A 23,252-nucleotide genomic window follows, 5' to 3' on the forward strand; every position below is an offset into this window, starting at 1 on the left:
CTAGCCTTATGGGTGGTGGGGCTAGAAGCCAGAGAGCAAGCGCGCTCACGCTTCTTTAATCCCTAGTGGGCGATGAAATCCTTAAAAAAGGTGTTGATCAGCCAATCTCGCATTTCATCATTCCTTTTTTTCAAGGCTTCTTTATTGAAGTTCTTCGTGTCAAAGCGCCTATTGAAAGGGATCTCACTACTTTTGTAGATTTCATCTTTTTCATACAGATCCCTATCGCTTGCCTTAAGATTGAGCGATTTTTCCAGGGAGATGAGATTGCCGTATTTGTTAATATAAGCTCTAAGATCTTCCTTGTCTTCAAAACCAAGTTTTTGGATCTCAATTTCATTATCCGATTTTAATAAATTGATGGGGATGATGTGCTCTTTTTCTTGGGAGAGTTGCTTCCCTCGGATCAATTTTTTGAGATCGGCAAAACCCATCTCCTGGCAGTTCTTTTCAAAGAAGACATAGTGGAAGCATGATGAGTTGGATGCGTTATTTACAAGATTCCAAGAAGCCTGCTCTATATCAATATCTTTTTTGCATTGAGCGATCATCTTGCTTTTCAATCCCTCTTTGCCCTTTTGAAGATACGCATTAATCAAGTTGTAGGCCACTGATCTCATCTCTCTTCCAACTTTGAAAAGCAAAATATTGGTTTTGGCAAAGAGTCTCAGCGTTTCATCGTCTAGCTCGTTGTTGATTTTCAGGCGGATGAGCGAATTGAAAAAAAGCGGGTTGATCGTGTTGATGAGCATGACTTTAAAGGTGGTTGGGTTGGTGTCAATCTCGCTCAATAGATCAAGGAAAGCCTGATAGAAATTTTTCAAATCGCTGACATAGGATTGGATGAAATTTTCCAACTTGTTTTTTTCAACTTTTTTTAACTTATCCTTGAGTTGTTCGTAGGTGTATTCTGTGCCTGTATCGTAGTTCCCAAAAAACTCGATCCCATCAAATCTTTGGCTCCCTGCGTGGTAGCGGAAGATGTCGCCTTCATTAAAGTCTGAGCCTCCAACGCTGGAGATGTGGTTGCTTTTTTTGATCTTGGCAAAGATCTTAAAAATTTCTCCAAAATGATCGTTGATGAATTGGTCTAACCCCTTTTTCCCATCGCAAAAAGTGTTGGAGTAATAGATGAGGAGGGATTTTAGTTTGTCTAGCAAGAGGAGAGGCACGCCTCTATCATTCACGCTCTGAAAGGTTCTGATAGCTCTTCCAGGATCGGGCTCTTCAAGCCGCATCAAAACCATTTCCAACAGCGCCTCCAAACGCTTATTCACTTCTTCTTTATTCAATTTGCTGACTTGATCCAAGATGGCCTTCAAAACCTCAAAGAGATTTTGCTTACCCTCGGTGTCTGCATCTTTTTCACAATGGCTGATATTCCCCTTTTCTGCCGCTTCCAAGAGCGCTTTGAAGAAGCTTTGGTTTTCGGGAGCGACTTCTAATTTTAATTCCTCCTTTTGGTATAAATATTTTATTTTTGTCTCTCGCCTGTCTTCCTCATTTTGCTTGTTCGCCAAGACATGCAAGAGCATGAAGATGGTGGTCGTTCGTTGCTGGCCGTCAATGATGTCATACAATTTTTCGTTGTCTTCATTCTTGGCGACAACCATGGTGCCTATAAAATGCCCCTGACCCTTTTTGTTGTAATCTATCGCTTCTTCTAGGTCTTCCCACAGATCCCTAAAATTCTTATCCTTCCAAGCGTAATCCCTCTGATAGTTGGGGATGCTGTATCCTTCCTCTTGAAAGATCTCTTTTATAGTGGTTTTCACTCAGTTCTCCTTTGTTGCATGCAGTAGTCAAATTTATACCATAAATACCATAAGAATGGCTTGAGATTCCACTCCATCAAGGCGTTCTGTTAGCCACTCGGGGCGTTTTATTAGCTATAATCAAGGGTTTAAAAAGATATAATCCTTAAAAAAGAGTTTGAACATGTTAGAAAAATTGATTGAAAGAGTGTTGTTTGCCACTCGTTGGTTGCTAGCCCCTTTATGCATTGCCATGTCGTTAGTGCTGGTGGTTTTAGGCTATGTGTTCATGAAAGAGTTGTGGCACATGCTAAGCCACCTAGACACGATCAGCGAAACGGATTTGGTTTTATCAGCCTTAGGATTAGTGGATTTGTTGTTTATGGCCGGGCTTGTTTTAATGGTGTTGCTCGCCAGTTATGAAAGCTTTGTTTCTAAATTAGATAAGGTGGATGCCAGTGAAATCACTTGGCTAAAGCACACGGATTTTAACGCTTTAAAATTAAAGGTTTCACTCTCCATTGTAGCCATTTCGGCAATCTTTTTGCTCAAACGCTACATGAGTTTAGAAGATGTTTTATCTAGTATTCCTAAGGACACGCCCCTATCGCATAACCCCATTTTTTGGCAAGTGGTGATCCATTTAGTGTTTGTGTGTTCAGCGCTTTTAGCCGCTGTTACCAATAACATCGCTTTTTCGCAAAATAAAGGGCATTAAAAGTTTTAAAGCTCTCTTTCAGGAAGGACTTTAGACCATTCTTTAATCAAACGCAAAAAGAAAGAGGTATCAGGCGAGTTTTTTTCATGGATTAAGATGCCTTCTTCTGTAGCTTCCCAAATCACTCTATGCCGATACACCACCAGATGCCATGATTGTTGGGCATGATCTTTAAGCGACAAACGCACCCTTTTAGCAAAAGACGGGTTGTCAAACAAAACCGCGCTTTCAGTGTTGATGTATGCAGAGCGCGGATCAATATTGAAACTCCCTAGAAGCGTTAAATTGTCATCAAAAACAATCGTCTTGCCATGCAAGGAATGTTTGGTGCTAAAGCGCCCTTTAATCTGGCGGTTGAAAAAATCGTTTCGTATTTCATAGACATTCGCGCCCATTCGCACTAATTGGTTGCGATACCTTTCCCACGCCCCATAGACCACTATCGCATCAGTAGATGAAAGGGAATTGGTAAGAATATTCAATTCAATCCCCTTAGAAATTTGATTTTTAAAGATTTTCATCATCTTTTTGCCTGGAATAAAATACGATGAAGCGATAAAAACGGAGTCTTTGGCGTTTTTAAGGGCTTTCTCAAAAGCGATTTTGATGGGCGAATACAAGGGCGTGTCAATTTTTTTGGGTGAATCGGCTAAAAAAATGGCATTCCCATAATAAATGGGGTATTGGTATTTTTGGAAGCGTTCTATAAAATCATTGACTTTTTTTTCAAACTGGTTTTTGTCTTCAGCGCTGATAGGGATTTTTTCATGGAGTTTAGCGATTTCTTTAGCGTTGTTTTTGAGTCTTTTATGGGTTCTTAGTAATGAAACAGGGATAGAGCGGTGGAATCTCCAATAGCGTTCAAAGCTTTCTTTGGCCTTTGAAGCAACCCCCCCAAAAAACAAAGCGTCTAAATCTAAAAAATTCGTGTCTAAATCGTTATCAAAATAATTGTCCCCAATATTGCGCCCCCCTATAATGACAGCGAAATTATCCACGATGAAAAGCTTGTTGTGCATGCGTTTTTTGATGCGCTCATAATCCGCAAGCATTTCAAAATAACGCAAGCCTTTATTGCGGATATAGTAGGGGTTAAAAATTTTCACTTCAATGTTTTTATGGAAATTTAAAAGCATAATATCTGAAAAATCTGAATCTAACCCGTTGTCATCTAAAAGGATGCGCACTTTCACCCCACGATTGGCCGCATTTAAAAGTTCTTTAGCGATCACTTGAGAGGAAAGATCGTTCTTATAAATATAAGTTTGCATGTCAATGCTTTTTTGGCTCATTCTAATAAGACCCACTCTGTGCAACAAAGCGTCAAAGCCGTCTTCTAAAAGAATGGCTGCACTATGGTTAGGGTTTTCTTTCAAATTTTTAGCATACAAGCTCCCAACGGTGGTAGTGTAGGGATCATAAGAGATAGGGGGGCTTGAAATGGGAGTCTTATAGACTAACCCAAAGCACCCATTAAAAAAAAAGACGCTTAAAAAAACTAAAAAGATTTTCAAAAACGACCCACTAAAAAGAAATTAGCGGCTTTTACCCACTTTCAACATTCGGTTACGCAAAGTAGCGATACTGCTTTGCAAGGGTAATTCTTTAGGGCAAGTGTCATGGCAAGCAATCAAGCTCATGCACCCAAAAACACCATCATCATCGCCCACTAACTCATAAAAATCGTCATCGCTTCTTTCATCGTGGCTGTCAATCATAAAGCGCATGGCTCTGTTCATGCCAGCAGCTCCAATGAAATTAGGGCGCATGAGTTTAGTCCCACAAGAAGCGATACAGCACCCGCATTCAATACACCTGTCTAGTTCAAAGACTTCTTGAGCTTCATCAGGCTCAACCCTTTTTTCCGGCTTAGTAATATCCACTTCTTCTTTAGAATGCGCCCAGCTTTCCACCCTTTTAGTCATATCCAAAAACCAATCGCCCGTATTCACGCTCAAATCTTTAATGAGTGTAAAACTGGGCATGGGCATGAGCGTAATCACCCCGCTTTCAAAGCTAGAAGTTAGGGTTTTACAAGCTAGCCTCGGTCTCCCATTAACCATCATCGCGCAAGAGCCGCAAATCCCAGCGCGGCACACAAAATCAAAGCTCAAATCCGGATCCTGATGCTCTCTAATGAGGTTTAAAGCGATAAAGAGCGTCATGGATGGCGTTTCTTTCAGTTGATACTCTTTAAAATGCGGCTTACTCACCGCACTTTGAGGGTCAAATTTTAACACTCTAACTACAATCGTTCGTTCATTATCACTCATGGTGTTCTCCTTTTAGGTTAGCGTTGTGTTGGTCTAATAAATCATGGACATTGAAAGAATACAAATGTTCCCCCCTAGCCCTGACTTCCTCATCTTCTAAACGCATATTCCTAGCTTTGTATTTTTCTTGCAATTCAAAAGGCATGAGCGCATGTTGGACTTCTATCCTGTCTTTTCCAAGCTTTTCTAATTCTAAAATCGTTTTTAAAATCTCAGCGTCGCGCTCTTCTTTTTTGGGGTGGGGGATGAAATTACCCTTTTTGCCATAGCCCCTAAAATCAGGGCTGATTTCCATTTTCATCACATCCAATTCTTCGTATTCAATCGTGGGCATGTCTTGCTCAGCGCTAGGCCAGCTCGCCAAAGTTCTGTTAAGCCATTTTTCATCGTCTCTTTTAGGGTAATCAATCCTTGTGTGAGCCCCTCTGCTTTCGGTGCGCAGTAACGCCCCTTGAGTGATGCAAAGCGCGAGTTTGAGCATTTTTTTGGTGCGGTAAGCGTCTTCTAATTCAGGGTTATTGTGTAAAACCTTGTTTTTCACGCAAATGTTTTTGGAGCGCGCATAAAGCTCTTGCAATTCTTTAAGGGCTTCTTCTAATTTTTTGCCTTCTCTAAAAACGCCCACCTTTTCATCCATGACTTCTTTCATGCGTTCTCTGATTTCATACACATCTTCCTTGCCTTCATTATGCAACAAGAAATGCATGTAATCCTGGCTTTCTTTAATGAAAGCTTCAACTTTTTGCGTGTTGATTTCAATTTGCGCTTCTAAACAATGCGAGGCGAAATAATCCCCAATGATCATGCCAGCGACCACCGCTTCACTCACGGAATTTCCCCCCAAGCGGTTAAACCCATGCAAATCCCAGCATGCCGCTTCACCGGCGCAAAACAAGCCTTTTAAATGGGTTTCGCCTTTAGGGTTTGTCCTAACCCCACCCATAGAATAGTGTTGCATGGGTTTTATAGGGATCCAGCCTTTTTGTTTAGCCATCGCTTGGCCGTATTCAGGCTCATTAGTAGGCACTCCTTGCATGTTGTCTTTGGTTTGCTCCTCGCTATCCGCCGGATCAATGCCCGCAAAAGTCATGGCAATGTCGCGCACATCTCTCAAGTTTTTTTCCACATGGTTACGCCCTAAAATAGCAATATCCAGCCACACATGATCCCCATAAGGCGATTTGGCTCCATAGCCTTTTTGGATATGCTCTAAAATCCGCCTTGAGACCACATCCCTACTCGCAAGCTCTTTTTTCTCCGGCTCATAAGCGGGCATGAAGCGTCTGCCAAACTTGTCTCTTAAAACCCCTCCATCGCCCCTACAACCTTCAGTCATTAAAATCCCGCTAGGCACTAAAGCGGTAGGGTGGAATTGCACCGCTTCCATGTTGCCTAATTTAGCCACGCCGGTTTCTAACGCGCTCGCCGCCCCAGCTCCGTCGCAAATCACGGCGTTAGTGGTGTGTTTATACACGCGCCCATAACCTCCGGTAGCTAAAAGCGTGCCTTTAGAAACATACGCTGAAATTTCGCCGGTGATCAAATCCCTTACCACCGCCCCATAGCATTGATTATCATGATGAATGAAAGCGAGCATGTCCTTTCTGTCTTGAATATCCACCTTGTGGTGTAAGGATTCGTTAGCGACCGCATAAAGCATGGTATGCCCTGTGGCATCAGCCGTAAAGCATGTGCGCCATTTTTTAGTGCCGCCAAAATCACGGCTTAGAATATAACCATGCCTGTCATCTCTTTCAGTGATAGTTACATGCTCACCATTGACGACCGCAGGCCTATCGCCCTTTTTGATCCTAGTCCAAGGCACCCCCCAACTGGCCAATTCCCTAATGGCTTTAGGGGCAGTGGTTACAAACATTCTAGCCACTTGCTGATCGCACCCCCAATCGCTCCCCTTCACCGTGTCTAAAAAGTGCAAATCTTCATTATCGCCCTCGCTTTTTTTAGCGTTCGCAAGGCTCGCTTGCATGCCCCCTTGAGCGGCCGCAGAATGCGAACGCCTGACAGGCACTAGGCTTAAAACGATGGTGTTTAAACCCTTTTGTTTGCATGCGATACTAGCCCTTAATCCGGCCAATCCGCCTCCAATAATTAGCGCATCACAATATGTTATTTTCATTTTCTACCTTTATTCTTTGTGGAATTTCCCATCAGCTTCTATGGCTTCTTGCATGGTTTTAATGCCATTGTCCTTATTTTCTAAACCTTTTTTAATGTAAGCCCCATAGGTGCAAAGCCCTAAAACAATAAAAAACACGCTCATCGCCCATTTGACTTTTCTCAAGCCTTGAATGCTCGCATTTTTAAACCACCCCCATTTGATCGCTAAACGATACAACCCGATAGAGCCATGCAATTCTACGGCAAACAATAAGAAAATATACAAAAGCCAAAAGTTTTGCGTGACAAAACGATAGCTTGAGCCATGAGGCCCGATGCTTTCAGGCTCTGTGAGCATGACAAACAGGTGGATACTCGCTAAGAAAAACATCGCAAACCCGGTTAAGGCTTGAATAAACCACAAACTCGTATCGCCATGCTTCATCAAATGCTTATGGGTTTTAAAAACCTTGTATTGCCTGTAATTGATAGGGAATTTTCTCAAGGCTAAAAAAGCATGTGCGACCAAAATAAGAATAACCCCTGCTGCAACCACGCTCACAATAGCCGGCTCGCCCGCTTTTAAAAACAGGCTCCCTTCAAAAAATTTCGCCACTTTATACATGGCCTCATCGCTAATCAAGATACTTGAGACCAAAAACATGTGTGCTATCATAAAGAGCGCTAAAATCAAGCCCGTAGTGCTCTGTAAAAAATCCAGCTTAGCATAAATACCGCTCTTTTTAAGCCCTTTGCTAGCGCCATAATAACCCTCTATAATCTCTTCTTGTTGCATAAAAACTGCTCCTAAAAACTCAAATTTAACCTAAAATCGCTTGACGCAAAAACACTGCCTTAATTCTACTACATTTGAAATAATTTTTCTTATAAACAAAACCTAAATTGAGAAAAAATTCAATTCAAGGGGGCTATTGTTTAAAATTTACATTTTTTAAACGCTATTAGATATAATAAGGGATAGTTACCACCTATAAAAAAGGATCGTTCAATGACAAAAATTGCCATGGCTAATTTTAAATCCGCTATGCCTATTTTTAAAAGCCATGCGTATTTAAAAGAATTAGAAAAGACTTTAAAACCGCAGCATTTTGACAGGGTGTTTGTATTCCCTGATTTTTTGGGGTTATTGCCTAATTCGTTTTTGCATTTCACTTTAGGAGCGCAAAACGCTTACCCTAAGGATTTGGGGGCTTTTACCGGTGAAATCACTTCCAAACATTTAGAAGAATTGAAAATCCACACGCTTTTAATAGGGCATAGCGAGAGGCGAACGCTTTTAAAGGAAAGCCCTAGCTTTTTGAAAGAAAAGTTTGATTTTTTTAAAGGTAAAAATTTTAAAATTGTCTATTGCATTGGCGAAGATTTAACGACCAGAGAAAAGGGCTTTAAGGCTGTAAAGGAATTTTTAAGCGAGCAATTAGAAACTATCGATCTCAATTATTCCAATTTAATTGTGGCTTATGAGCCTATTTGGGCGATTGGCACCAAAACAAGCGCTTCTTTAGAAGATATTTACCTCACGCATGGTTTTTTAAAGCAAATTTTAAATCAAAAAACGCCCTTGTTGTATGGGGGGAGCGTGAATGCGCAAAACGCTAAAGAAATTTTAGGGATTGATAGCGTGGATGGCTTATTGATCGGGAGCGCGTCTTTGGAATTAGAAAATTTTAAAACAGTCATTTCATTTTTATAAAGGAAAATCATGGGATTTTTAAAAGGTAAAAAAGGGCTTATTGTAGGGGTGGCAAACAATAAATCCATCGCTTATGGGATCGCTCAATCTTGTTTCAATCAAGGGGCTACTTTGGCTTTCACTTATTTGAATGAGAGCTTAGAAAAGCGCGTGAGGCCTATCGCTCAGGAATTGAATAGCCCCTATGTGTATGAATTGGATGTGGGCAAAGAAGAGCATTTCAAGTCGCTATACAATAGCGTTAAAAAGGATTTAGGCTCATTGGACTTTATCGTTCATAGCGTGGCCTTTGCCCCTAAAGAGGCTTTAGAGGGGAGCTTGTTAGAAACTTCTAAAAGCGCGTTTAATACCGCTATGGAAATTTCTGTTTATTCTTTAATAGAACTGACAAACACTCTAAAACCTTTATTGAATAACGGAGCGTCTGTTTTGACTTTAAGCTATTTGGGCAGCACCAAATACATGGCGCATTACAACGTGATGGGGTTGGCTAAAGCGGCCCTAGAGAGTGCGGTGCGTTATTTAGCGGTGGATTTAGGCAAACATAATATTAGAGTGAATGCCCTATCGGCTGGGCCTATCAGAACGCTCGCTTCTAGCGGGATCGCTGATTTTAGGATGATTTTAAAATGGAATGAAATCAACGCCCCTTTAAGGAAAAATGTGAGTTTAGAAGAAGTGGGCAATGCCGGGATGTATTTGCTCTCTAGCTTGTCTAGTGGCGTGAGTGGGGAAGTGCATTTTGTAGATGCCGGCTATCATGTCATGGGCATGGGGGCTGTGGAAGAAAAAGATAATAAAGCTACGCTGTTGTGGGATTTGCAGAACAATAAGGGGTATTGATGAAATTAAGCGAATTGTTGAGCGCCTATTCTATTGAAACGGAATTTTCAAACGATTTTGAAGTGCATGCTTTAGCGCAATTGGATAAGGCCACGCCTAATGATATTAGCTATATTGACCAAGCGCGTTACCTTAAACTTTTAAAAGATTCCAAAGCCGGGGCGGTGTTTATCCGTAAAAAAGAATCTTCTAAAGTGCCAAAACACATGCAAGCTTTAGTCGTGGATAACCCGCATTTAGCTTTCGCTAAAGCTTCGCATGCCTTTAAAATCCCTTTTTTTAAAAACCCACAAAGCGTGAATGAGCCTAAACATTTTGAAAAAGTAACGATCATGCCTAATGTTGTGATTGGAGAGGGCGTAGAAATTGGCGAAAATTCTTTGATTTATCCGGGCGTGGTGATCGCTGATGGGGTGAAAATCGGTAAAAATTGCATTTTGTATCCTCGTGTGATCTTGTATCAAAACACGATTTTAGAAGACAATGTTATCATCCATGCGGGTAGTGTGATCGGAGGCGATGGCTTTGGTTATGCGCACACCGCTTTAGGAGAGCATGTCAAAATTGAGCATGTGGGGATTGTTAGGATTCAAAAAAATGTAGAAATTGGCGCTAACACGGCGATTGATAGGGCGGTGTTTGGCGAGACTTTGATTAAAGAGGGCGTTAAGATTGATAACTTGGTTCAAATCGGGCATAATTGCGTTTTAGGCGAACACAGCATCGTCGTCTCTCAAGTGGGCTTGAGCGGTTCTACAACCACCGGTCGTAATGTGGTTTTTGGCGGTCAAGTGGGCATTGGGGGGCATTTGCATGTGGGTGAATTCACTCAAATTGGGGGTAAAAGTGCGGTGGGTAAAGACTTGCCCCCTAACACTAATTTTGCCGGAGCGATCCCTGCTATGGAAATCCATGAATGGCACCATTTCCTGGCTCATTTACGAACGAATTTCAGGAAACAGCAAAAAACGAGTTTGTTGCAAAAAGCCAAAGGGTTTTTTAAGTCTTAAAGAATGAAATAAGCTATAATAAGCCCATTTTGAACACGAATGATTATTTTAATAAGGACAATCAATGAAAGATAGTTTTCTTTTCACTTCTGAATCAGTAACCGAGGGGCATCCTGACAAAATGGCTGATCAAATCAGCGATGCGGTTTTAGATTACATTATTGAGCGGGATCAAAAAGCCAAAGTCGCATGCGAGACTTTAGTTTCTAACGGGTTTTGCATGATCACTGGCGAATTAAAAACTTCTGTTTATGCCCCTATGCAAGAGATTGCAAGAGAAGTGGTTAAAAAGATTGGCTATACAGACGCTCTTTATGGCTTTGATTACAGGAGCGCGGCGGTTTTGAATGGCGTTGGCGAGCAAAGCCCTGATATTAATCAAGGCGTGGATAGAGAAGATGGCGAGATTGGGGCAGGGGATCAAGGGCTTATGTTTGGTTATGCGTGCAAGGAGACTGAAACGCTCATGCCCTTACCCATTCATTTAGCGCACCAGCTCACTTTCGCTCTGGCTCAAAAAAGAAAAGACAACACTCTGCCTTTTTTAAGGCCTGATGGCAAGTCTCAAGTGAGCGTGCGTTATGAAAACAACAAGCCTGTAAGCATTGATACGATCGTTATTTCCACCCAACATTCCCCAGAAGTTTCACAAAAACATTTAAAAGAGGCCGTGATTGAAGAGATTGTCTATAAGGTTTTACCCAAAGAATATTTGCATGACAATATCAAGTTTTTTGTCAATCCTACAGGAAAATTCGTTATCGGTGGGCCGCAAGGCGATGCGGGTTTGACGGGCAGAAAAATCATCGTGGATACTTATGGGGGGAGTTGCCCGCATGGCGGGGGAGCGTTTAGCGGGAAAGACCCTAGCAAGGTGGATAGGAGCGCGGCTTATGCGGCCCGCTATGTGGCTAAAAATTTGGTAGCGAGCGGGGTTTGCGATAAAGCGACCGTGCAGCTTGCTTACGCGATTGGGGTGATAGAGCCTGTGTCTATTTATGTGAACACGCATAACACGAGCAAGTATTCAAGCGCGGAGTTGGAAAAATGCGTGAAATCGGTTTTCAAACTCACCCCAAAAGGCATTATTGAAAGCTTGGATTTGTTAAGACCCATTTATTCGCTCACTTCAGCTTATGGGCATTTTGGGCGCGAATTAGAGGAATTCACTTGGGAAAAAACCAACAAAGCTGAGGAGATTAAAGCGTTCTTTAAGCGTTAAAAAATATTTTAAGGGTAATATTTTAAGAAATTTTTGTATAATCAACAATTCACAAGGAGTTTAAATTGAAACAAAGAACGCTGTCTATTATTAAACCGGATGCGCTTAAGAAAAAAGTGGTAGGCAAGATCATTGATCGCTTTGAGAGTAACGGCTTGGAAGTGGTGGCCATGAAACGCTTGCATTTGAGCGTTAAAGACGCTGAAAACTTTTATGCGATCCACAGAGAGAGACCCTTTTTTAAAGATCTAATAGAATTTATGGTGAGTGGTCCGGTGGTAGTTATGGTTTTAGAAGGTAAAGACGCGGTGGCTAAAAACAGAGAGCTTATGGGAGCGACTGATCCCAAACTCGCTCAAAAAGGCACTATCAGAGCGGATTTTGCTGAGAGCATTGACGCTAATGCGGTGCATGGGAGCGATAGCTTGGAAAACGCACACAATGAAATCGCTTTCTTTTTTGCCGCTAGAGATCTTTAAGATTTAAGGGCGTTTTAAGTTAAGCATGCAATTTGAAATGCGTAAAATCGCTTTTAATGCACCTAAAGTCTTTTCTTTAGAGCATGAGGGAGTGGTTTTAGAGGGTGAAATCGTGCGGGTGGGGGCGAAATTGTTCCGCTTGAAAGCACAACTTAAGGGTGAATTGATGCTTATTTGCGATACAAGCGGTAAAGAGTTTAAAAAAAGCCTTGATGAGTCGTTGGTTTTGCATATTTCAGACGGGTTGTGGGATACGCAAAGCCAAAGTTTGGATTTTGATAATTTAGATGTTATTGAATCTTTCAATGGTTTTATTGATTTGAGCGAAATTTTACGCTCTGAAGTGGAGTCTATTAAATTAGACTACCATTATGCAGATTGATATTAAGGAGAATTTATGGCAGTACCTGATAGAAGAGTGAGTAAAACAAGAGCGGCAAAAAGACGCACGCATTATAGCGTTAAGTTGGCTAAACCTGTGAAAGCCAAAGATGGCACTTGGAAGCTCCCCCATCATATTAACAAATTTACTAAAGAATACTAAGATAAAAGCTATCTTTAGTGATAGGGAGTATTTTAAAGGATTGCAACGGATTGCAACAAGCCTTTTAAGGACGCATGATGAAAATTGTAATAGACTTAATGGGGGCTGACCATGGGGTTTTACCCATTATTGAGGGAGTCTCAAGGGCTTTAGAGAATAAGAGTTTTAGTGCGGTTTTAGTGGGGGATAAAGACAAAGCGACCCCTTTTATTTCTAAAGAGTTAGCCAGCAAAGTGGAAATGATCCACACGCAAGATTATATTAAAATGGAAGAAGCCGCCACTGAGGCGATTAAGCGTAAGGAATCTTCCATTTACTTGGGTATGGATATTTTAAAAAATGGGGCTGACGCTTTGATTTCAGCGGGGCATAGTGGGGCGACTATGGGTTTAGCGACCTTGCGTTTAGGGCGTATTAAGGGGGTTGAAAGGCCTGCTATTTGCACTTTAATGCCTAGCGTTGGCAAACGCCCTAGTGCACTGTTAGACGCAGGAGCGAACACGGATTGCAAGCCTGAATATTTGATTGATTTTGCTCTCATGGGGTATGAATACGCTAAGAGCGTGTTGCATTATGACAGCCCTAAAGTGGGTCTTTTGAGTAATGGCGAAGAAGATATTAAAGGGAATACGCTCGTTAAAGAAACGCATAAAATGCTGAAAGCTTATGACTTTTTTTATGGCAATGTGGAGGGGAGCGATATTTTCAAAGGGGTTGTGGATGTAGTGGTTTGCGATGGCTTTATGGGGAATGTGGTCTTAAAGACAACTGAAGGGGTCGCTAGCGCGATAGGCTCTATTTTTAAAGATGAAATTAAAAGCTCTTTTAAATCTAAAATGGGGGCTTTGATGCTTAAGAATGCGTTTGGTATTTTAAAACAAAAAACCGATTACGCTGAATATGGGGGAGCGCCGCTTTTGGGCGTGAATAAAAGCGTGATCATTAGCCATGGCAAGAGCAACGCTAGAGCGATTGAATGCGCGATTTATCAAGCTATTAGCGCTGTTGAAAGTCAGGTTTGTTTGAGGATTACTCAAGCGTTTGAGAGTTTGAAGTCTCAATCTTTTGAGAGCCAAAGCGATCAGCAAGACGCTTAAAAATAACTATGTAAAGGGATTGAATGGAATTTTACGCCTCTCTTAAATCCATTGCGATGCATGTTCCAAGCGAGCGTGTGAAAAATGCAGAGTTCCAACAATTTTTGGATACCAGCGATGAATGGATAGAAAAAAGGACCGGTATCAAAGAGCGCCGTTTCGCTAGCAATGAAGAAAAAAGTAGCGATTTAGGGGTAATGGCGGCTAAACAGGCCATAGAGAGAGCGCGTTTGACTCCAAAAGACATTGATTTAGTGGTTGTGGCCACTTTAAGCCCTGATTTTTTAGCCATGCCTTCAACCGCTTGCGTGCTGAGTGCGAAATTAGGCATTGAAAACAAGCCGGCTTTTGATATTTCAGCCGCTTGCACGGGTTTTATTTACCTCTTATCGGTGGCTAAAGCTTATGTTGAGAGCGGGATGTATGAAAATGTGCTGATTGTGGGGGCAGAAAAAACGAGTAGCGTGTTGGATTTTAAGGATAGGGGGACTTGTATTTTATTTGGCGATGGGGCTGGAGCGTGCGTGATAGGCAGAACCAAGCGTTTAAAAGAAAGCATTTTAGATGTGCAAATTTCAGCGAACGGGAATTTTTCTAATTATCTCTATACGCCAAGGACTCTAAAACCCACGCCCTTTAACGCTAAAGAAGAAGCTTTAGAGCCTTTTTTGCGCATGAAAGGCAATGAAGTGTTTAAACTAGCGGTGAAAACGCTTTTAAAAGATGTGGAAATGATCTTAGAAAAAAACGCTCTCAAACCTGAAGATGTGCGTCTGTTTATCCCGCATCAAGCTAATTTTAGGATCATTCAAGCGGTGCGAGAGCATTTGGATTTTAAAGATGAGCAAGTGGTTTTAACCGTGCATAAATACGGCAACACTTCAGCAGCCAGTATCCCTATGGCCATGTGTGAAGCTTATGAAGAGGGGCGTTTGAAAAAGGGCGATTTAATGCTTTTAGACGCTTTTGGTGGGGGATTGACTTGGGGTTCAGCGTTGGTGTATTTTGGAGGAAGTTAAGAAAAGATTGAAGGAATATTTTGATGAAAAAGGTTGTTTTTTTATTGTTAGTCATGCTAGGGGGTTTAGAAGCGCAAAGTGATTATTGTAGTGATCATTGTGAAGGCACGCCAGATAGCCGTATCCCTCCTATGGGGTTTCATTTCAGTTTTGTGCATTCAGTGAAATATTATTTGCAAGATCCGCAAGAGCGCGATCACAAGCTTAAAAAATGCCACAAAGCCTTTGATTCGACGCTTAAGGTTAATTTTATCACGAAGTCTTTTAAAAAGGATTGCAAGCATGCGCAAATGGCTTTAGAGCAAGCTCAAAAAGAAACTCCATGAAGGGGTTTCTTTAGGAATTTTATTTTCTATAGCAGAAATTATTTTTAAAGTAAAAGACGAATAATGTTTAAAGGCATTCTAGTTTTTTTAATACCTATTGTTCTTATTGGGTTAGTATTAACAGCTATTAGAGCTACTATAATGGCATTTAGAGGCGATACTGATGGTTTTTTAGTAGAATATGGAATAATTCGTTGAATATTTCGGCTATATTCTAGTTACTATAATAATATTTTCCTTATATAATTGGACCAGTTATCGCTTTAATATTTATCTTATCTGAGCTAGATTATATAACTTTCTTTAATTTTATAAGATAAATAACTGACTATTATAATAGTCGGTTATACTCATCCTTTTGTTATTTTTTATATTTTTTTGAACCCAATTCTTCCAATGATTAGTAGCGTCTCAACCAAAAACTCAACCAACAACCCATTGAGAACCCAATATAGAAATTAATATTCTTTAGTCTGTTTTTTAAAAAAGGGGGTTTTGGTTGCTTGGTTTGATAGCAAAACTCTTAAGGGGATAGGGGGATATTTTGCGCTTTAATACCCCTTTAACCCCCCAACTAAATCCCCTCTAACCCCCTAAGACCGCATTACAAGAAGTTACCGCTTGCTAAACAAACTTTTTGATATTAAAAAAATTTTTAGCATTTTTAAACTTCATTACCAACACCCCATTAGAACAAAAACCAAATTTTATTTGGAAAATTTATGGTAATACTCGCCCTTGTCCGTGATGATTTTCACTTCTAACAATTGGTTAGGCTTGCAATCCAGGCGGTAAAATATCTGTTGCGAGTATTTTAATTCATGATCAAAGAGTTTTTCTTTTTTAAACTTATCGCCAAATTTGGGTTCTACTTTTTTAGTCGCTTCGCATGAATTTCCCCTATTGACAATAAGGTTTTTAATCACCACCGGTTCATCGTTCATAGAAGTGATGCTTAAAAGACTAGAGTCCGTCATTTTCCCCATGAGTTTCCCCCCAGTCGCACGATAATCCAACTTGAAATCCAAATCCTTTGCCCCCACACAAACACCGCTTATCATTAGCAAGCTCAAACACATTTTTTTAAACATCAAAATCCTTTCAATAATAGTATTTGTAGGGTATTATAATCAAATTTGATATACCCTTTTTTAATCGTTGGGTTGTTGCACCCTTTTTTTCATCCATTCAAATAAACATAGAAAATTGTTTTTTGTTTCTTCGGTTATCGCATTTTCGCCATACAAAAGCCTTGTTTTAAACGCCATGGCCAATTCCATTCGCTTATTTTTAGCGTATTTGTTTCTATCGTTCGCGCTGAAACAATCTTCAATTTGTTTGAAATGCCTGTCGCAGTCTGAAAGTTGTAAGATGGTGGTGGGATTACCCAAATCTTCATTAGCTTTTTTAAATCGTTCGCTCGTTGCGTTTTGGTCAGAATCGCATTTTCTGTCATCGTCTGTCAAAACAATGGGGTGATTGTCTAACTCGCAAAGTTTTTCAATGGTTTCTTTCATAGCGTTTGAATCGTTTTTAAGCCCTGAAATGGGTAAGAAAGTGAAAGGAATGGGGTTGTCTTTGTATTCTTTGTAACGCAAATACAATTTAAAAGCGCTCAAATAACAATAATCCGTGATGCCTTCTACAAAGATGATTCGGTGTTTTTGGGGGTTATGGAAAACATGCTGGCCCACCCCTAGAGAGCGTTTGATTTTATCTAGGGCGTCGGAGTCTTTGCCCGCATTATTTAGGGGATAGTTAAAGTGATTCTTAATTACAGAGCCTTCTGTTTCCTTTTCCACAATCCTTATTTCATCTAAATGATCCGTATCCACTAAAAAGGGGTCATGGGTGGCTAAAACAAAAGTAACATGATTTTTATGAGCGTATTCTTTTAAAAATCTCCTGAATTCCCTTCTGGCTGGCACGCTCAAGTGAGTGGCTGGCTCGTCCATGACATAGATAATATTCTTGTTAAGGCTAAAATGTGATCCCACATTATAAAGAAAACCAAACATGAAATTAAACGCCCATTGGAAGCCGGTGCTTTGCTGGCTTAAGATGATTGGTTTATTTTGATTGTCGGATTTTCTGCAATCATGAATTTCAAGTTTTATTTCATATGCCGTGTATTCCTTCTCTTCAGAAAGCTTATTATTGTGTCGGACATGAATTTTTAATTGGTAACTATCTTGAGGACTATCTTCAGCGATCGCTAAAAACTTATTAAATTCTTTTGTAATTAAAGAATCTATTTTTAATTGCATGTTGTATTCCATGATTTCTGCAAGACTTCCTTTAGCAAAAAGAAAACTTGTATCATTCTCAAAAAATTCAAGTTGCAGTATATCGTTATTATCATGCTTACTCTCTATTTTTTGAATTGGAAAAAAATCTTTTGATTGTTTGATCTCTTTTAGTAATTCTTGGTCTCTTTCTTGCAAGTATTTTTTAGAGATATTGAACGATCCATGACTATCAAAATAGATTTCTAAATCTTTATCAAACTTTATTTTTGATCTTTTATTGAACTCTAAAGGAATCCAAATTTTATTAGGATCAAAGTTTGTTTTATTAAATAACGAAAGCTGAAAAAACCAGTGCCCAGATAATTGGCTAGCAAGACCAGTCTCTTTGGTTGATATGGCTTCAAGGTCATTATCTGTGATTTTTGGCTCTTTGTATTCTTTCATGATTGGCACGAATTTTTCAAATTGATGAGATAAACCATTATTTATATTTAGATGAAAGTTAAACGCTGTATAGGGGTTACACTCTCGGCAATACTCTGCGAACTCATAATAATTTTTGCTTTGTTTGAATTTTTCCTTGTTTGTTTCAAATTTTTCTTTGATTTCTTTAAGATTTTTGGGGAACAAATGAACGCCACTCTCATTGTCTAAAATTTTTATACTCTCCCACAGAGATTTTTTTGCTGATTTCAAAAGATCATCGTATTGGTATCGCCTAATTTTTGAATTTGATAACAATTCCATTTTTTCCAAATAGAACTGACACATCATGGATTTCATATCTTTAGACTCGTCGCTAACAACATGGCTTGCTATATATTTTTCGCATATTTGTTGGATATTATCCAACAAAACATCATAATTAAACTTTAGCACTTTTTGATTTTTGCAGTCATTTCCAATTTCTTTTATCCATGATTCTTTTTTTCGCTCAAAATCCTCTCTTGTTTTTTCAAGGTATTTTAAAGAATTTTTAATTTTCTTTTTAAGGTTGCCTATACTTGATCGGAATGTTCTAAATTGCTGTTTAAAATTTTCACTGATAGGGTATTTTTCGTCTATTTTTTCAATCATCTCTTTGACAAACTCTGATAATTTTTCTTGAGATTGTTCATTTAATAGAGCTTCAGTTTTTGGTGTGAATTTTGTATTAGAGTCAGTAGTTTTAAAAATTTCATCTAAAGCTTCTAGCTTTTTTAAGATATATTCATTTTGTGGTTTGATTTTACCTTCACTAAGTTCTTTAAAACGAGAATAAATTTCTGATAATTGTTTTTGTTTGCCTTTCCCCATTATAAAAAATTGATTGGGTTTGTATTCTTTATTAGGAGCGTTGTATTCTATAATTTCTCTTATATACTGACAAAAATTTTTAACCAATTTATTATTACCACTTAAATGTTTAATTAATTTTTTGAAAAGCAGATTGTTGGCTTGTCTAGTTGAAAATGTACTCAATTTTAATTTTTCTTTGTAGGATTTTAAAAACGAATCTAATGTGCCATAAGACATGATGAGATTGATAAAACTCCCCACAAAAACACAAAAAGGATAGCTGATTAATATTTTTGATAATTCCTTTAATTCCTTGCCAATCTCTTTAGTTTGGATCTTCAAATCCACGCAAGAAAAACCTGTGATTTTGTGATCAAGGCTTGTTTCTTCTTCTAAACTTAAAAGGGAATCTTTTTCATGGGCTTTGAAACAATCGTTCTCACTACAAAGTTTAACATCCGCATCATTAAAGATTTTCAAAGCTTCTAAAACATTGCTTTTGCCGACATTATTTTCCCCCACTAAGATCACCAACCCCCCATGTTTTTCAAAACTTGAATTTAAAAGCAATTCTGTGGGCGATTTTCTACCCAAATTCCTAAAATGGTGCAATTTCAAAACACGCTTATAAAATTCCATGCCCTATCCTTTAAAAACGCAAATTTAATTTATAATGCAAAATTAAACAAAACATGCTATAAAGAAAATTCAAATACTATCATTTTAAGGATTAAAATGCTCACCCAAGAAGATGTCTTAAACGCGTTAAAAACGATCATCTACCCTAATTTTGAAAAGGATATTGTCAGCTTTGGTTTTGTTAAAAACATCACCTTGCATGACAACCAATTAGGGCTTTTAATAGAAATCCCCTCAAGCTCTGAAGAAACGAGTACGATTTTAAGGGAAAATATCTCCAAAGCGATGCAAGAAAAAGGCGTGAAAGCTTTGAATTTGGATATTAAAACCCCACCTAAACCGCAAGCCCCAAAGCCCGCCACTAAAAATCTGGCTAAAAACATCAAGCATGTGGTCATGATAAGCTCAGGCAAGGGCGGTGTGGGTAAAAGCACCACTAGCGTGAATTTAAGCATCGCTTTAGCGAATTTAAACCAAAAAGTGGGGTTGTTGGACGCTGATGTGTATGGCCCTAATATCCCTAGAATGATGGGCTTGCAAAACGCTGATGTGATCATGGATCCTAGCGGTAAAAAACTCATTCCTTTAAAAGCTTTTGGCGTTTCTGTGATGAGCATGGGGCTTTTGTATGATGAGGGGCAGAGTCTCATTTGGAGAGGGCCCATGCTCATGCGAGCGATTGAGCAGATGCTAAGCGATATTATTTGGGGGGATTTAGACGTGCTGGTGGTGGATATGCCCCCAGGAACAGGCGATGCACAACTCACGCTAGCCCAAGCTGTGCCTTTGAGTGCAGGAATCACCGTTACTACGCCTCAAATAGTGAGTTTAGATGACGCTAAACGGAGTTTGGACATGTTTAAGAAACTACACATTCCTATTGCAGGCATTGTAGAAAATATGGGGAGTTTTGTGTGCGAGCATTGCAAGAAAGAGAGCGAGATTTTTGGCTCAAATTCCATGAGTGGATTATTAGAGGCTTATAACACGCAGATTTTAGCCAAGCTCCCTTTAGAGCCTAAAGTGCGTTTAGGGGGGGATAAGGGCGAACCGATTGTGATTTCTCACCCTGATAGCGTGAGCACTAAGATTTTTGAAAAAATGGCAAAGGATTTGAGCGTTTTTTTAGATAAGGTGGAAAGGGAAAAACTAGCCGATAATAAGGACATCCAGCCCACACAAGCGCATGCTTATTCGCATTAGTTTTGAAAGGGGGTTTAAAAAACCCTTTTAATCAATCGTTTCGCTTTTTGTTTGGCTTTAAAAAGCAAAAATTCTATAAGGAGTTTAGAAGAAAGCCTGGGCAGAAGAAATTCAAAAGAATGCCGTTTGTCTGAAAAAGATAAGGCTTTATTGAAAGCGTGGATTTTTTTATCCCTATTTTGAAGGGATTCAAAGAGGTGATCTAAAAAGGGAGCGTTGAAATAGGCGTCTTTAAAAGGCGTTTGAATCAACGCTTCATGCCATTTTTTCGCGCCAATGACGCTTAAGAGTTTCCAGGGTTTATCGCCCCAAAAATGCAGCATGCGCGCTTCTTTGATGCTAGGGAATGATGGCGTATCAAGGAAACTAGGGTGGGCATTGTAGGAGTAAGGCAATTCTAAAATCCTACCACGGCACACAAAACACAAAGCATCTTGATCGTTAAATAAAAGTTTTTCATTTTTCAAAAGGAAAAATCCAATCAATTGGTTTTCAAGATTTTCTTCACGCCATGATTTTAAATTTAAGGCTAAAAACCCGGCGTTAAAGTAGTTGTCAAAAAGGATTTGAGCTTCTTCTAAATTAGGGAAAGCGTCAGCAACGCCGATAGATTTTGCGTGCATTTGGCGTAATTCGTATAAATCCTTAGCCGAATTCCTGTTCATAGCGATCAAATCTTTTTCCCTCACAGCCCCAAAATAATGCGTTTCAAGGGGGATAAAAAAGCTCTCGCTAATATCATTCACAAACAAAGTGTCCGCATCAAACATGATCATCTTATCGTATTGGGGGAAAAGGGAAGCAAAAAAGAAACGGCACATGATCATTTTAGAAAAGCGTTTTTGCGAAAAAGCATTGAGTTTTAAATACAATTTTTTAATTTCACCCGCTATTAAAGGATCAAGCTTGCGGTAATTATGGCGTGGTTCTAGTTCTTCATTAGAAATATCCAAAAACTCTATGCTAGAAAAAGCGCTAAAAGGAGCGATCGTTTCTTCTAATTTGGCTACATTTTCAGCGCTTAAATCCTCCACCAAACAATGGATTTGATAAAAGAGTTTTACTCTCTCTCTCTCGTTTGGCGTGCGCTAGCATGGAATACAAACTCACACCAGCAGGGATACAATAATTATTATCAAAAGTCACCACAACAGGGATAACCTCTTGCATGCACAGTCCTTAAATCTTTAAATTGACCCGCTAAAAAAGGGGGTGATTTGTAATCTTATCGTTTTTTTTTTTTTTTTTTTCAAAACCAAAATGGCGAGTTTGTTTTATGGCATAATATTAAACTTCAATAAAAAAGGTGTTTGGTAAAAAGGGTGCTTAATCAAAAAGTTTGGCTAGGGCTTTTAGCTTTGCATGGGGTTTTTCTCAGTGCTTTTGAGTATCAAGTGAGTGCGAGAGTGGGATCGTTTTCGCGCATCGCTTTGAATCAATCGGTTATCAATTCCAAAAAAGGGATTTACCCTACAGGGAGTTATGTAACCACTACCGGGGCCTTACAAGTTGATGTCAGTTTGCTCCCTAAAGGGATTGAAAACCACAAATTGGGTTTTGGGGTGGGGGGCGAGATCGGGGCGTTAGCGTATGATTCCACGAAGTTTTTGATTGATGAAGCCAACCCTAAGGCAGGGTTTCAGCCGGCGAACTGGTATTACATGGGGCGATGGGAGGGCTATTTGATGCAACACAGCCAAAATTGGACCAGAGAGCAAAAGGCTCAAAACGCTAGGCCTTATGTGTTATACAATTTGTATTTAGATTATCAATATAAGGATATTTTTGGGATTAAACTAGGGCGTTACCCCTCTAAAGCTTTGTTTTTGAGCGGGTTTAATCAAGGGTTTGAGCTTTTTTACCGGTGGAAAAAGTTTAGGGTAGAGTGGTTTAGCACCTTTGGAAGGGCTTTAGCCAATGAGCAATACATTAGGGATTTTTACGCCCCTGTCAATTACAAGCAAAAAACCAACTACGGCATGCACAATTTCAACCTCATTTACGAAAATAAATACATTAGGGTCGCGCCTTTTATTTGGTTTTACCCTAAGAATTTTAACGCTCCTGGATTTGAAATCACCCATGACACAAAGTCTTATTGGAAATCTCTTTGGCGCATCCAAACGACTTTTTACGCATGGTTTCCTCTCTATAGCGATTATTTGTCTAAAGATTATTACAGGGCCGCTTTAGTGGGTGAAAAAAGCGCGGCTTTGTTTGTGTTTCAAAGAGTGAATTTCCGCTCTTATCGTTTTGGCTGGAGCGTGTATAAGAATTTTGGGAACGCGAGCGTTCAATTAGGCTGGAATGGCTCGCCAGCGGATCCTTTTTATGACACTAAAGACGACACCCCTTATGAAGACGCTTATTCCAATTTTTACAACGCTAATTCCATAACCATTAACGCTTTTGTAGGGAAGAGCATTAAAAATCTTTTGGTGCAATTGTATGGGAAATTGACCTATTCCCCAAGGGCTGATGCGCAAAGCTTAGGGGTTACTTTTAAATATAACCTTAAAAAACATATCTATTTCATGCTAATGGTTAATGGCTATCAAATCACGATGCATAAGGGTTATAAGGTAGGGTTTTTTACAAGCGGTTATAACCCTGATTTCGCTCAAACCATTCAAAACAGAAGCTATTTGATGAGCTCTATGAGTTATCGTTTTTAAGAAATTAAACATTCTTTCATGTTCTTTTTTTAAGCCATAGCATACCCCTTTTAAGCACGCTTTTATTGTATAATCTTAAAAATTTTATTAA

At 39.5% G+C, this 23,252-nt stretch carries 22 protein-coding genes; 13 read left to right on the top strand and 9 right to left on the bottom strand.

All coding sequences use genetic code 11. The annotated features are described in order from the left end of the window. Positions 1-62: 62 nt before the first annotated feature. Complete coding sequence (locus H7N69_RS01765; RefSeq protein ID WP_187884609.1) at positions 63-1,775, bottom strand: DUF262 domain-containing protein; 1,713 nt, start codon at positions 1,773-1,775, stop codon at positions 63-65. Positions 1,776-1,938: 163 nt separating this feature from the next. On the opposite strand from H7N69_RS01765, the gene H7N69_RS01770 reads away from it, so the two are divergent. Beyond that, positions 1,939-2,472 (top strand): TIGR00645 family protein, encoded by a 534-nt coding sequence (locus tag H7N69_RS01770; protein ID WP_000890445.1) that lies wholly within the window; start codon positions 1,939-1,941, stop codon positions 2,470-2,472. Positions 2,473-2,477: 5 nt separating this feature from the next. Here the strand turns inward: H7N69_RS01770 and clsC are convergent, their stop codons facing one another. The 4 genes from clsC to H7N69_RS01790 are packed head-to-tail and all read right to left on the bottom strand — an operon-like array spanning position 2,478 to position 7,659. Beyond that, positions 2,478-3,986 (bottom strand): cardiolipin synthase ClsC, encoded by a 1,509-nt coding sequence (clsC, locus tag H7N69_RS01775; protein ID WP_187884610.1) that lies wholly within the window; start codon positions 3,984-3,986, stop codon positions 2,478-2,480. 21 nt (positions 3,987-4,007) lie between these two features. Next, complete coding sequence (locus H7N69_RS01780) at positions 4,008-4,745, bottom strand: fumarate reductase iron-sulfur subunit (protein WP_001282433.1); 738 nt, start codon at positions 4,743-4,745, stop codon at positions 4,008-4,010. Beyond that, complete coding sequence (locus H7N69_RS01785; protein WP_078293427.1) at positions 4,738-6,882, bottom strand: fumarate reductase flavoprotein subunit; 2,145 nt, start codon at positions 6,880-6,882, stop codon at positions 4,738-4,740. The genes H7N69_RS01780 and H7N69_RS01785 overlap by 8 nt, the downstream gene beginning before the upstream one ends. Positions 6,883-6,891: 9 nt before the next feature. Further along, positions 6,892-7,659, bottom strand: coding sequence for a fumarate reductase cytochrome b subunit (locus tag H7N69_RS01790; protein ID WP_001183663.1), 768 nt, complete (start codon positions 7,657-7,659; stop codon positions 6,892-6,894). A gap of 213 nt (positions 7,660-7,872) precedes the next feature. On the opposite strand from H7N69_RS01790, the gene H7N69_RS01795 reads away from it, so the two are divergent. The 10 genes from H7N69_RS01795 to H7N69_RS01840 all read left to right on the top strand — a co-directional run bounded on the left by H7N69_RS01795 (position 7,873) and on the right by H7N69_RS01840 (position 15,117). Then, positions 7,873-8,577 (top strand): triose-phosphate isomerase, encoded by a 705-nt coding sequence (locus tag H7N69_RS01795; RefSeq protein ID WP_187884611.1) that lies wholly within the window; start codon positions 7,873-7,875, stop codon positions 8,575-8,577. Positions 8,578-8,586: 9 nt separating this feature from the next. After that, positions 8,587-9,420, top strand: coding sequence for an enoyl-ACP reductase FabI (fabI, locus tag H7N69_RS01800; RefSeq protein WP_187884612.1), 834 nt, complete (start codon positions 8,587-8,589; stop codon positions 9,418-9,420). Continuing rightward, positions 9,420-10,430, top strand: coding sequence for a UDP-3-O-(3-hydroxymyristoyl)glucosamine N-acyltransferase (lpxD, locus tag H7N69_RS01805; protein ID WP_187884613.1), 1,011 nt, complete (start codon positions 9,420-9,422; stop codon positions 10,428-10,430). The genes fabI and lpxD overlap by 1 nt, the downstream gene beginning before the upstream one ends. Before the next feature lie 64 nt (positions 10,431-10,494). Further along, positions 10,495-11,652, top strand: coding sequence for a methionine adenosyltransferase (metK, locus tag H7N69_RS01810; RefSeq protein ID WP_000655158.1), 1,158 nt, complete (start codon positions 10,495-10,497; stop codon positions 11,650-11,652). A 65-nt stretch (positions 11,653-11,717) separates the two neighbouring features. Next, the gene (gene ndk, locus H7N69_RS01815; protein WP_078247470.1) at positions 11,718-12,131 is read left to right on the top strand and encodes a nucleoside-diphosphate kinase; all 414 of its coding nucleotides are present in this window, start codon (positions 11,718-11,720) and stop codon (positions 12,129-12,131) included. Positions 12,132-12,156: 25 nt separating this feature from the next. Continuing rightward, positions 12,157-12,513: a DUF177 domain-containing protein gene (locus H7N69_RS01820; protein ID WP_001159210.1), complete on the top strand. Its 357-nt coding sequence runs from the start codon at positions 12,157-12,159 to the stop codon at positions 12,511-12,513. 15 nt (positions 12,514-12,528) lie between these two features. After that, a complete protein-coding gene (rpmF, locus tag H7N69_RS01825) occupies positions 12,529-12,675 on the top strand; it encodes a 50S ribosomal protein L32 (RefSeq protein WP_000290431.1) in 147 nt (48 codons plus the stop codon). A gap of 77 nt (positions 12,676-12,752) precedes the next feature. After that, a complete protein-coding gene (gene plsX / locus H7N69_RS01830) occupies positions 12,753-13,772 on the top strand; it encodes a phosphate acyltransferase PlsX (RefSeq protein ID WP_187884614.1) in 1,020 nt (339 codons plus the stop codon). Between the two features lie 23 nt (positions 13,773-13,795). Further along, complete coding sequence (fabH, locus tag H7N69_RS01835; protein ID WP_187884615.1) at positions 13,796-14,791, top strand: ketoacyl-ACP synthase III; 996 nt, start codon at positions 13,796-13,798, stop codon at positions 14,789-14,791. 23 nt (positions 14,792-14,814) lie between these two features. After that, on the top strand, positions 14,815-15,117 hold the full coding sequence (locus H7N69_RS01840; RefSeq protein ID WP_001881064.1) for a hypothetical protein: 303 nt from the start codon (positions 14,815-14,817) through the stop codon (positions 15,115-15,117). Between the two features lie 707 nt (positions 15,118-15,824). On the opposite strand, the gene H7N69_RS01845 is transcribed toward H7N69_RS01840, so the two are convergent. Further along, positions 15,825-16,208, bottom strand: coding sequence for a hypothetical protein (locus H7N69_RS01845; protein ID WP_000473909.1), 384 nt, complete (start codon positions 16,206-16,208; stop codon positions 15,825-15,827). Positions 16,209-16,268: 60 nt separating this feature from the next. Beyond that, on the bottom strand, positions 16,269-19,283 hold the full coding sequence (locus tag H7N69_RS01850; protein ID WP_187884616.1) for an AAA family ATPase: 3,015 nt from the start codon (positions 19,281-19,283) through the stop codon (positions 16,269-16,271). On the opposite strand from H7N69_RS01850, the gene H7N69_RS01855 reads away from it, so the two are divergent. Beyond that, positions 19,248-20,486, top strand: coding sequence for an Mrp/NBP35 family ATP-binding protein (locus H7N69_RS01855; protein WP_187884617.1), 1,239 nt, complete (start codon positions 19,248-19,250; stop codon positions 20,484-20,486). The two genes, H7N69_RS01850 and H7N69_RS01855, sit on opposite strands and share 36 nt — an antisense overlap. A gap of 14 nt (positions 20,487-20,500) precedes the next feature. On the opposite strand, the gene H7N69_RS01860 is transcribed toward H7N69_RS01855, so the two are convergent. Further along, positions 20,501-21,520 carry a glycosyltransferase family 8 protein gene (locus H7N69_RS01860; protein WP_332246407.1) on the bottom strand — a complete coding sequence of 340 codons (1,020 nt, stop codon included), beginning with the start codon at positions 21,518-21,520 and terminating at the stop codon, positions 20,501-20,503. Beyond that, positions 21,501-21,656, bottom strand: coding sequence for a glycosyltransferase family 8 protein (locus H7N69_RS07845; protein WP_232260156.1), 156 nt, complete (start codon positions 21,654-21,656; stop codon positions 21,501-21,503). Before H7N69_RS07845 ends, H7N69_RS01860 begins: the two co-directional genes overlap by 20 nt. A 152-nt stretch (positions 21,657-21,808) precedes the next feature. Between H7N69_RS07845 and hofA the strand changes: the two genes are divergently transcribed. Beyond that, entirely contained in the window at positions 21,809-23,161 is a 1,353-nt protein-coding gene (hofA, locus tag H7N69_RS01865; RefSeq protein WP_187884618.1) for an outer membrane beta-barrel protein HofA, read from the top strand. Positions 23,162-23,252 lie beyond the last annotated feature (91 nt).

The organism is Helicobacter pylori (genome assembly GCF_014497725.1).
Classification (GTDB): domain Bacteria; phylum Campylobacterota; class Campylobacteria; order Campylobacterales; family Helicobacteraceae; genus Helicobacter; species Helicobacter pylori_DE.